Annotated in this window: 9 protein-coding genes; 7 read left to right on the top strand and 2 right to left on the bottom strand. The window is 72.7% G+C overall.

All coding sequences use genetic code 11. The features are described from left to right. Positions 1–857: 857 nt before the first annotated feature. From MTQ10_RS21870 to MTQ10_RS21860, 3 genes are all read left to right on the top strand, one after another. Positions 858–1682: a purine-nucleoside phosphorylase gene (locus MTQ10_RS21870; protein ID WP_247471079.1), complete on the top strand. Its 825-nt coding sequence runs from the start codon at positions 858–860 to the stop codon at positions 1680–1682. A gap of 44 nt (positions 1683–1726) precedes the next feature. Next, on the top strand, positions 1727–3358 hold the full coding sequence (locus tag MTQ10_RS21865; protein ID WP_247471075.1) for a phospho-sugar mutase: 1632 nt from the start codon (positions 1727–1729) through the stop codon (positions 3356–3358). 148 nt (positions 3359–3506) lie between these two features. After that, complete coding sequence (locus MTQ10_RS21860) at positions 3507–4703, top strand: hypothetical protein (protein ID WP_374117664.1); 1197 nt, start codon at positions 3507–3509, stop codon at positions 4701–4703. 43 nt (positions 4704–4746) lie between these two features. Here the strand turns inward: MTQ10_RS21860 and MTQ10_RS21855 are convergent, their stop codons facing one another. Continuing rightward, the gene (locus tag MTQ10_RS21855; RefSeq protein WP_247471072.1) at positions 4747–5430 is read right to left on the bottom strand and encodes a PH domain-containing protein; all 684 of its coding nucleotides are present in this window, start codon (positions 5428–5430) and stop codon (positions 4747–4749) included. Positions 5431–5569: 139 nt separating this feature from the next. On the opposite strand from MTQ10_RS21855, the gene deoC reads away from it, so the two are divergent. Genes deoC through MTQ10_RS21840 form a run of 3 tightly spaced genes read left to right on the top strand, consistent with a single transcriptional unit; the run spans position 5570 to position 8869 of the window. Beyond that, on the top strand, positions 5570–6532 hold the full coding sequence (gene deoC, locus MTQ10_RS21850) for a deoxyribose-phosphate aldolase (RefSeq protein WP_247471070.1): 963 nt from the start codon (positions 5570–5572) through the stop codon (positions 6530–6532). Positions 6533–6537: 5 nt separating this feature from the next. Then, positions 6538–7989, top strand: coding sequence for an aldehyde dehydrogenase family protein (locus MTQ10_RS21845; protein WP_247471067.1), 1452 nt, complete (start codon positions 6538–6540; stop codon positions 7987–7989). Then, positions 7982–8869, top strand: a complete 888-nt coding sequence (locus MTQ10_RS21840; protein WP_247471064.1) for an aldehyde dehydrogenase family protein — start codon at positions 7982–7984, stop codon at positions 8867–8869. The genes MTQ10_RS21845 and MTQ10_RS21840 overlap by 8 nt, the downstream gene beginning before the upstream one ends. 217 nt (positions 8870–9086) lie before the next feature. Here MTQ10_RS21840 and MTQ10_RS21835 read toward each other — a convergent pair whose 3' ends face one another. Further along, complete coding sequence (locus MTQ10_RS21835) at positions 9087–9515, bottom strand: hypothetical protein (protein WP_247471059.1); 429 nt, start codon at positions 9513–9515, stop codon at positions 9087–9089. 71 nt (positions 9516–9586) lie between these two features. On the opposite strand from MTQ10_RS21835, the gene MTQ10_RS21830 reads away from it, so the two are divergent. Beyond that, complete coding sequence (locus MTQ10_RS21830; protein WP_247471055.1) at positions 9587–10291, top strand: uridine kinase family protein; 705 nt, start codon at positions 9587–9589, stop codon at positions 10289–10291. Positions 10292–10583 lie beyond the last annotated feature (292 nt).

Genomic DNA, 10583 nt, shown 5'->3' with positions numbered 1-10583 from the left:
CACCCCCTCCCCGCCATCGGCGGCTCTCCCCCGCCACGGGCGCGCCATTCGGCGTCCGCCCCGTGGGTGGAGAGACACAGAGCCGCCCCACGCCAGGGACCCGAGCCCGGCCCGGGCCGGCCCGCACCCGCACACGCGCCCGCGCCCCGCACACGCACCCGCATACGCGGCGGACCGTAGCCGGCCTGGGTCGGCCGGTGGCGGGCCGCAGCCGCGTACGGCGGGAAGGGGACGTGTCGGGGGGTGCCCGCCCGCAGCGTGCGGCGAAAACGCAGGGCAAGGATCTGAGAGGCAGGGCGTCGCACCGAGGACGGACACCCCCCGGCGCGGCCCCGACCCCACCACCGGACAGCCGGCGCTACACCAGCCACGCACTCACACCAGGGGGCCGCCGCAGGCATCAGGGGCGCGGGGAACTGCGCGAACACCCCCCACCGGCCCGCAGGTGAACAACGAAGCCCCAGGCACACACAAAGGGGCGCGGGGAACTGCGCGACCAGCCCCCACCGGCCCGCAGGTGAAAACGATGGCCCCCGCCAAACGAAAGGGGCGCGGGGAACTGCGCGAACGCCCCCCACCGGCCCGCGGTGAACAACGAAACCGCACGCACCCCAAAAGGGGCGCGGGGAACTGCGCACAAGGGCGTCACCGGCACGCCGGTGAAAAGGGGCGCGGGGAACTGCGCAGGGCGGCGTCACCGGCACCCCCGTGGCAAAGGGGCCGCGGGGAACTGCGCGAGAGGGCGGGACACGCACCCCCGGTCGGAAGGGGTTCGTCGGAAACGACAACGCAACGATCCCGTTCCCGTCAGCTCCGTCATCTACGCGCGTAGGCGAAGCTCGGCTACCCTCGACCCCGTGAACGCATCTCTTCTTCCGGACGACATCCAGGGCGACCCGCACGCCGCCGCCGACGCCGCCGCCGCGCGCCTGCGCGAACTCACGGGCGCCGAGACCCACGACGTCGCCCTCGTGATGGGCTCCGGCTGGGCTCCGGCCGTGGACGCGCTCGGCACGCCCGAGGCCGAGTTCCAGGTCACCGAGCTGCCCGGCTTCCCGCCCCCGGCGGTCGAGGGCCACGGCGGCAAGATCCGCTCGTACCGCATCGGCGACAAGCGCGCCCTGGTCTTCCTGGGCCGTACGCACTACTACGAGGGCCGCGGCGTCGCCGCCGTCGCCCACGGCGTGCGCACCGCGGTCGCCGCCGGCTGCAAGACCGTCGTGCTCACCAACGGCTGCGGCGGCCTGCGCGAGGGCATGCGCCCCGGCCAGCCGGTGCTGATCAGCGACCACATCAACCTGACCGCCACCTCCCCCATCGTCGGCGCCAACTTCGTCGACCTGACCGACCTGTACTCGCCGCGGCTGCGCGCCCTGTGCAAGGAGATCGACCCCACGCTGGAGGAGGGCGTGTACGCCCAGTTCCCCGGCCCGCACTACGAGACCCCCGCCGAGATCCGCATGGCCCGCGTGATCGGCGCCGACCTGGTCGGCATGTCGACGGTGCTGGAGGCCATCGCCGCACGTGAGGCGGGCGCCGAGGTGCTCGGCATCTCCCTGGTCACCAACCTCGCCGCCGGTATGACGGGCGAGCCGCTGAACCACGAGGAGGTCCTCCAGGCCGGCCGTGACAGCGCCGCCCGGATGGGCTCCCTGCTGGCGCAGGTGCTCGGCCGCCTGTAGGGCACGCGCACGCACGACCACGACGAGGAGAGGCTGAACCGACCGTGCACGACGACGTCATCGCCCGGGCAGAGGCCTGGCTGGCCGAGGACCCCGACCCCGACACCCGCGCCGAGCTGGCCGCGCTGATCGGGGCCGGCGACATCGAGGAGCTGACCGCCCGTTTCGCCGGCACACTTCAGTTCGGCACCGCCGGGCTCCGCGGTGAGCTGGGCGCCGGGCCGATGCGGATGAACCGCGCGGTCGTCATCCGCGCGGCGGCGGGTCTCGCGGCGTATCTGAGGAAGAACGGCCAGGCCGGCGGCCTCGTCGTCATCGGCTACGACGCCCGCCACAAGTCCGCCGACTTCGCCCGGGACACGGCCGCCGTGATGACCGGCGCCGGGCTGCGCGCCGCCGTGCTGCCGCGCCCGCTGCCCACGCCCGTGCTCGCCTTCGCCATACGGCATCTCGGCGCCGTCGCGGGCGTGGAGGTCACCGCCAGCCACAACCCGCCCCGCGACAACGGCTACAAGGTGTACCTCGGCGACGGTTCGCAGATCGTGCCCCCCGCCGACGCGGACATCGCCGCGGAGATCGCCGCCGTCAAGGCCCTCGCGGACGTCCCCCGGCCGGACAGTGGCTGGGAGATCCTCGACGACGCCGTCCTCGACGCCTATCTGGCGCGCACCGACGCCGTCCTCGCCGACGGCTCCCCGCGCACCGCCCGCACGGTGTACACGGCGATGCACGGCGTCGGCAAGGACGTACTGCTCGCCGCGTTCGCCCGCGCCGGTTTCCCCGAGCCGGTCGTCGTCGCCGAGCAGGCCGACCCGGACCCGGAGTTCCCGACGGTCGCCTTCCCCAACCCGGAGGAGCCGGGCGCGATGGACCTTGCGTTCGCCCGGGCCCGCGAGGCCGACCCGGACCTGGTCATCGCCAACGACCCGGACGCCGACCGCTGCGCCGTCGCCGTGAAGGACGGCGGCGAGTGGCGGATGCTGCGCGGCGACGAGGTCGGCTCACTGCTCGCCGCCCACCTGGTGCGCCGGGGCGCGACCGGCACGTTCGCCGAGTCGATCGTCTCCTCCTCGCTGCTCGGTCGTATCGCCGAGAAGGCCGGGCTGCCGTACGAGGAGACCCTGACCGGCTTCAAGTGGATCGCCCGTGTCGAGGGCCTGCGGTACGGCTACGAGGAGGCCCTCGGCTACTGCGTCGACCCCGACGGTGTGCGCGACAAGGACGGCATCACCGCCGCCCTGCTGATCACGGAGCTGGCGTCGCAGCTGAAGGAGGAGGGCCGCACCCTTCTCGACCTGCTCGACGACCTCGCCGTGGAGCACGGCCTGCACGCCACCGATCAGCTTTCGGTGCGCGTGGAGGACCTGTCGGTCATCGCGGGTGCGATGCGCCGCCTGCGGGAGCAGCCGCCGACCGGGCTGGCCGGCCTGGCGATCGTGCGCTCCGAGGACCTCACGCAGGGCACGGACAAGCTGCCGCCCACCGACGGCCTGCGCTACACCCTGGACGGCGCCCGGGTCATCGTCCGCCCGAGCGGCACCGAGCCGAAGCTGAAGTGCTACCTGGAGGTCGTCGTGCCGGTCGCGTCCCACGCCGACCTGCCGGCGGCGCGGGCGAAGGCGACGGAGCTGCTGGACGCCGTGAAGCGCGATCTGGCGTCCGCCGCAGGCATCTGACCCGCGTACGGCTTCCTTTCGATGGGGCGTCCCTCACGGGGCGCCCCATCGGGTGATTTCGGGCCGACAGCGCTCCCCCGCTGCCGCCGAGGCGGCCCGGGCCGGGCAACGGTGTACCGGTACCGCCCGCCGAGCGCTGGAGGCCGCCGTGTCCCCGACCGCCCCCGACACCGCCCAGAGCGTGCACGTCCCGGCCGTCCGGCCCCGCACCGTCGCGCTCCCCCGAGCACGGACGGGCGTGCTTCGGGCGGCGCTGCGCCGGGCCGCCCCGGCCCTCGCCGCGTATCTCGCGGTGCGGCTGACCGGGCTGTGGGTGCTGGCGCTGTGGGCGCACCGGCAGCGCCACGGCGTGTGGCCGATCCTCGCCGACCAGTGGGACGCCCTCTGGTACCTCGGCATCGTCGAGCACGGCTACGCCCGCGACCTGGGCTCGGACTTCGACGCCAACAACCTCGCCTTCTTCCCGCTCTACCCGATGCTGGTGAGGGCGCTCGCCGCCGTCACCCCCGGCAGCGCCGCCTCGGCCGGCCTGGGCCTCGCGATCGTGGCGTCGCTGGTCGCGGCGTGGGGCGTGTTCGCCGTCGGGGACCGTCTGTACGACCGCCGCACCGGGGTGCTCCTCACCACGCTGTGGGCCGCGCTGCCGGTGGGCCTCGTGCAGTGGATGGGCTACACCGAGTCCCTGTTCACGGCGTGCACCGCCTGGGCGCTGTACGCGGTCCTGACCCGCCGGTGGCTGTGGGCGGCCGGCCTGGCGGTCGCCGCCGGCCTGACCCGCCCGACGGGCATCGCACTGGCGGCGGCGGTGACGGTGACGGCCCTGCTGTCGCTGCGCCGCGGCTTCTCCGCCCGCGCGCTGACGGCGGCTCTGCTGGCCCCGCTCGGCTGGTGCGGTTACGTCGGCTGGGTGGGCCTGCGGCTGCACCGCTGGGACGGCTATTTCGCCGTGCAGCGGATGTGGCACAACGAGTGGGACGGCGGGCTGCACACCCTGCGCCGGATGCGGAATCTGCTGATGTACGACTCGACGCCGGAGCTGTTCCTGGTGCTGGTGACGGCGACGCTGCTGGTGTCGGCGGTGCTGTACGCGCTGTCGGTGTGGGACCGGCAGCCGCTGCCGCTGCTGGTGTTCTCCGGGGTCATGCTGCTGATCGTGCTGGGCAGCGGCGGCGTGTACTTCCCCCGCGCCCGCTTCCTGCTGCCCGCCTTCCCGCTCCTTCTCCCCGTGGCCCGCCACCTGCTGCGCGCCTCACGCCGCTACCGGGTGCTGATGCTGGGGGCGGCGGTGACGGTGGGTGCGTACTTCAGCGCGTACATGGTGCTGGTGTGGCCCAGCGCGCCGTAGCCGCAGCTGTGACTTCAGGGGGCGGGGGCGGGTCTGCCGCAGGTCAGGCCACCGCCGACAGCACGGCCAGCAGCACCGCGCCCACCACGACCGGGGCGATGACCTCGTACGCCCAGCGCACGGTCACCTCGCCCTGCGAGGTCGCCGCCGGGCCGCGCGCGTCCAGCAGTTCCTTCAGCTCGTCCATGATCTTGTCGCCCTCGGCGCGCGCCGGGCCGTCCGGCTCGGCCTCGGGGCCGCCGGGCACACCCACCGGGCCCAGCCCGAACATGCCCCGGCTCTTGCCGTCGCCCCGCTTGGCGGCCTCCATGCGGGCCTGCTTGTTCGCGGCGCGCTTGCGGGCGCGCAGGGAGACCGGCACGGCCCACAGCTGGTATTTGGTGCCGGCCCTGTCGAACACCTCGTTGGTGTAGCCGGAGCGGAACATCTCGATCTGCCCCCACGGCAGGGTGATGACCCGCAGCGGGTTGCGGACGCGCAGCCGGTGGTCGTTGGCGAGGACGGCGGGACGCAGCGTGAAGGCGGTGACGGCGGGCACCAGGAGGATCAGCGCGGCCAGCGCCAGCCAGGGGGTCCTGCCGTGCCCCACGACGATCGCGTCGATGCCGAGCCAGGCGATGACGGCCAGCAGCAGGACACCGGCGGCGATGCCTGAGGGGGACCGGTAGACGCGGTCCGGGGACTCGGGGGCCTGCGGCGCGGAGGAGGACGGGCGCGGGGTGCTCATGTGGCCGATTGTGCCGTACGCCCGTGCGGGGCGACCGAGCGGCCGGTCGGGCACCCCGTCGTCTCCGCTCGTTTCCCGGCCCGGATCCGTGCTCGGGGTGTACAGCCGCTACGCGCGTAGATATGCTCGTCTGGTGACCATGCCCACGAATGCACATATCGCAGCCCACAGCCTCTCGGACGTCGCGGCGTCCGACAGCACGCTGCGCCGCTTCCTGCACGGGCTGCCCGGCGTCGACGCGGTCGGCCTGGAGGCGCGCGCCGCCGCGCTGGGCACCCGCTCCATCAAGACGACCGCCAAGGCGTACGCCATCGATCTGGCCATCTCGATGGTCGACCTGACGACGCTGGAAGGCGCGGACACCCCGGGCAAGGTCCGGGCGCTCGGCGCCAAGGCGGTCCGTCCCGACCCGACCGACCGCACCACGCCCTCCACCGCGGCGGTCTGCGTCTACCCCGACATGGTGGCCGTCGCCAAGGAGGCCGTCGCGGGCTCCGGAGTGAAGGTCGCCTCCGTCGCCACCGCGTTCCCGGCCGGCCGGGCCGCGCTGAGCGTGAAGCTCGCGGATGTGAGGGACGCGGTCGCGGCCGGCGCCGACGAGGTGGACATGGTCATCGACCGCGGGGCGTTCCTCGCGGGGAACTACATGAAGGTGTACGAGGAGATCGCCGCCGTGCGGGACGTCTGCGGCACGGACGCCCGCCTGAAGGTGATCTTCGAGACCGGCGAGCTGTCGACGTACGACAACATCCGCCGCGCGAGCTGGCTCGGCATGCTGGCCGGGGCGGACTTCATCAAGACCTCGACCGGCAAGGTCGCCGTGAACGCGACCCCGGCCAACACCCTGCTGATGCTGGAGGCGGTGCGGGACTTCCGTGCGCAGACCGGCATCCAGATCGGCGTGAAGCCGGCCGGCGGCATCCGCACCAGCAAGGACGCGATCAAGTTCCTCGTCCTGGTCAACGAGACCGTCGGCGAGGGCTGGCTGGACCCGTACTGGTTCCGCTTCGGCGCCTCCTCGCTTCTGAACGATCTGCTGATGCAGCGTCAGAAGCTGGCCACCGGCCGCTACTCCGGCCCCGACTACGTGACGGTGGACTGATCACCATGAGCAACGAGAAGCGGTCTTCCGCGTTCGAGTACGCACCGGCGCCCGAGTCCCGCTCGATCGTCGACATCGCCCCCTCCTACGGCCTGTTCATCGACGGCGAGTTCACGGAGGCGGCCGACGGCAAGGTCTTCAAGACGGTCAGCCCCAGCACGGAGGAGGTCCTCTCCGAGGTCGCCCAGGCGGGCGCCGAGGACGTGGACCGCGCGGTGAAGGCGGCCCGCAGGGCGTTCGAGAAGTGGTCCGCGCTGCCCGGCTCGGAGCGCGCCAAGTATCTGTTCCGCATCGCGCGGATCATCCAGGAGCGCAGCCGTGAGCTGGCCGTCCTGGAGACGCTGGACAACGGCAAGCCGATCAAGGAGGCGAGGGACGCCGACCTGCCCCTGGTGGCGGCGCACTTCTTCTACTACGCGGGCTGGGCCGACAAGCTGGACCACGCCGGTTTCGGGCCCGACCCGCGTCCGCTGGGCGTGGCCGGCCAGGTCATCCCGTGGAACTTCCCGCTGCTGATGCTGGCGTGGAAGATCGCCCCTGCGCTGGCGACGGGCAACACGGTCGTGCTGAAGCCGGCCGAGACGACGCCGCTGTCCGCGCTGTTCTTCGCGGACATCTGCCGTCAGGCGGGCCTGCCGAAGGGTGTCGTGAACATTCTTCCCGGGTACGGCGACACGGGCGCCGCGCTGGTGGCGCACCCGGACGTGGACAAGGTGGCGTTCACCGGTTCCACGGCCGTCGGCAAGGAGATCGCGCGTACGGTCGCGGGCACCCGCAAGAAGGTGACGCTGGAGCTGGGCGGCAAGGGCGCCAACATCGTCTTCGACGACGCCCCGATCGACCAGGCCGTCGAGGGCATCGTCAACGGCATCTTCTTCAACCAGGGGCAGGTGTGCTGCGCGGGCAGCCGGCTGCTGGTGCAGGAGTCGGTCCACGACGAGCTGCTGGAGTCGCTGAAGCGGCGTCTGTCGACGCTGCGGCTGGGTGACCCGCTGGACAAGAACACCGACATCGGCGCGATCAACTCCGAGGAGCAGCTCGCGCGGATCACCTCGCTGGTGGAGCGGGGCGAGGCGGAGGGCGCCGAGCGCTGGTCGGCGGCGTGCGAACTGCCGTCGTCGGGTTACTGGTTCGCGCCGACACTGTTCACGAACGTCACGCAGGCGCACACGGTGGCCCGCGACGAGATCTTCGGCCCGGTGCTGTCCGTCCTGACGTTCCGCACGCCGGACGAGGCGGTCGCCAAGGCCAACAACACGCCGTACGGCCTGTCGGCGGGCATCTGGACGGAGAAGGGCTCCCGCATCCTCGCCGTCGCGAACAGACTGCGGGCCGGTGTCGTCTGGTCCAACACGTTCAACAAGTTCGACCCGACCTCGCCGTTCGGCGGTTACAAGGAGTCGGGCTTCGGCCGCGAGGGCGGCCGCCACGGCCTGGAGGCGTACCTCGATGTCTGATCGGCTTTCCGTACTGAAGACCTACAAGCTGTACGTCGGCGGGAAGTTCCCGCGTTCCGAGAGCGGCCGGGTGTACGAGGTGACGGACCACAAGGGCAAGTGGCTGGCGAACGCCCCGCAGTCGTCCCGCAAGGACGCCCGTGACGCGGTGGTGGCCGCGCGCAAGGCGTTCGGCGCGTGGTCGGGCGCGACGGCGTACAACCGCGGCCAGGTCCTGTACCGCGTCGCGGAGATGCTGGAGGGCCGCAAGAGCCAGTTCGTGCACGAGGTCGCCGACGCGGAGGGCGTGTCGAAGTCGAAGGCGGCCGTCGTCGTGGAGGCCACGATCGACCGCTGGGTGTGGTACGCGGGCTGGACCGACAAGATCGCGCAGGTGATCGGCGGCGCCAACCCGGTCGCGGGCCCGTACTTCAACCTGTCCTCGCCCGAGCCGACGGGTGTGGTGGCCGTGCTGGCCCCGCAGGAGTCGTCGTTCCTGGGCCTGGTGTCGGTGCTCGCGCCGGTGATCGCCACCGGCAACACGGCGGTGGTCGTGGCGTCGGAGAAGTCGCCGCTGCCGGCCCTGTCCCTGGGTGAGGTACTGGCCACGTCGGACGTGCCCGGCGGAACGGTCAACATCCTCTCCGGCCGTACGGCGGAGATCGCGACCCCGCTCGCCGCGCACCAGGACGTCAACGCGATCGACCTGGCGGGCGCCGACGAGGCGCTGGCGAAGGAGCTGGAGATCGCGGCGGCCGACAACCTGAAGCGCGTCCTGCGTCCACAGCCTGTGGACGACTGGACGGCGACGCCGGGCCTCGACCGCATGACGGCGTTCCTGGAGACGAAGACGGTCTGGCACCCCACGGGCTCCCTGGGCGCCTCGGGCTCCTCCTACTGACCCGACCCCCGCACGCCACCCCCCACAAGCAGGGCCGCGACTCCTCTCCGTCCGGAGGAGCCGCGGCCCTTCTGCGCTGTCGCGCGGCACGGCATGACGCTGCCCGGACCGACCGCTCCTTCCGGGCTGTCGGCCTCGCTCGTGGAGCAGGGTCGACGGGCCGCGGTCGTGAAGGGGGCCGCGCACGGGCCGGGGCGCACTCGCGCCTGCCGCAAGGTCAGCCCAGCGGCCCGCCCTGCACGCCGCCCAGGAGGCCGGTGACCTGGCCGACTCCGGGGATCGCGCCGAGGGACTCCGCCTGGGCGACCGGGCCTGTCAGGGCCTGGGAGGAGAGGGGCTTGAAGTCGGCGAGCTGGGTGCCGACGCCGTTGTCCAGCGGGTCCACGCCCGTGCCGGCGAGCGGGTTGGGCTTGAGGCCGGCGACCGGGCCCGTGACATGACCGACCGTTCCCGTCAGTGCGGTCAGGCCGGCCTGCGGGTCGATCTTGCCGAGGGTCGTGGGGCGGGTGCGCATCACGTCGACCACCGGGTCGGTGTCGGCGGCGGAGGCGGTCGTCGCGCCCGCGCCGAGGGCTACGCCCGCCGTCGCGAGTGCGGCCAGCGCCCGCCGGGCGGCCGGTGTGTGGGGGGAGTCGTGTCGGGCCATCGCCAACGCCACCTCTGCTACTGGAACGGGCTACGAGACGTAATCGTATCGGCGCGCAGCGTAGTTGAGACGTGACACATGCATCAAAGTCGACCCGCGGGGTCGTTCGACGGGCGGGGGATGCCTCACACTGGTGTCCCGTGAGTTCCCATCCGCCCTTGTCCGCGCGCGTCGTGCTGCTCTGCGGCCCCTCCGGCTCCGGCAAGTCCCTTCTCTCCGCCCGGTCCGGCCTTCCCGTGCTCCGGCTCGACGACTTCTACAAAGAGGCCGACGACCCGACGCTCCCGCTGGTGGAGGGAACCTCCGACATCGACTGGGACCACCCCGACTCCTGGGACGCGGACGCCGCCGTCGGCGCGATCGTCGACCTGTGCCACGGTGGCCGTACCGATGTGCCGGTGTACGACATCTCGCTCAGCGCCCGCACCGGCGCCACGACCGTGGACATCGGCGAGGCGCCCGTGTTCATCGCGGAGGGCATCTTCGCCGCGGAGATCGTCGCCCGCTGCCGCGACCTGGGTGTTCTCGCCGACGCGCTGTGTCTGAGCCGCGGCGCGGTGACCACGTTCCGGCGGCGGTTCGTGCGGGATCTGAAGGAGGGCCGCAAGTCGGTGCCGTTCCTGCTGCGGCGCGGCTGGCGGCTGATGCGCGCCGAGCGTTCCATCGTGGCTCGGCAGACCGCGCTCGGCGCGTACGCCTGCGACCGGGACGAGGCGCTGGGGCGGCTGGCCTCGGCGGCGTGGGTGGGCAAGCGCGGGAGCCGTACGGCAGCCTGAGCGGCGTGAGCGGCACCGGTCCGGTACCTGGCGCCGGTCGGGCGTCCGGCGGCCGACACGGTGCTCTTGCCGGCGTACGGGCCGTGAACACGAAAGCGGGACTGGACGGACCCCCGGCCCTCCAGCCCCACTCTCTCTTCCCCCGTGGTCCCCCGTGATCCCCCGTGACCTCCGGTGTTCCGGGACGGTGTCCGGAGATCCCTTGTTCCTCCCCCTGCTCCCCCGAGATCACCTGGTCCCCCGTGGCCGGTGATCTCGGTGGCCCCCCGTTCCTTTCTTCACCCCCGTGAAT

The organism is Streptomyces sp. XM83C (genome assembly GCF_023072675.1).
In the GTDB taxonomy this organism is placed as follows: domain Bacteria; phylum Actinomycetota; class Actinomycetes; order Streptomycetales; family Streptomycetaceae; genus Streptomyces; species Streptomyces thermocoprophilus.
This window is presented reverse-complemented; position numbering and strand designations above follow the sequence as displayed.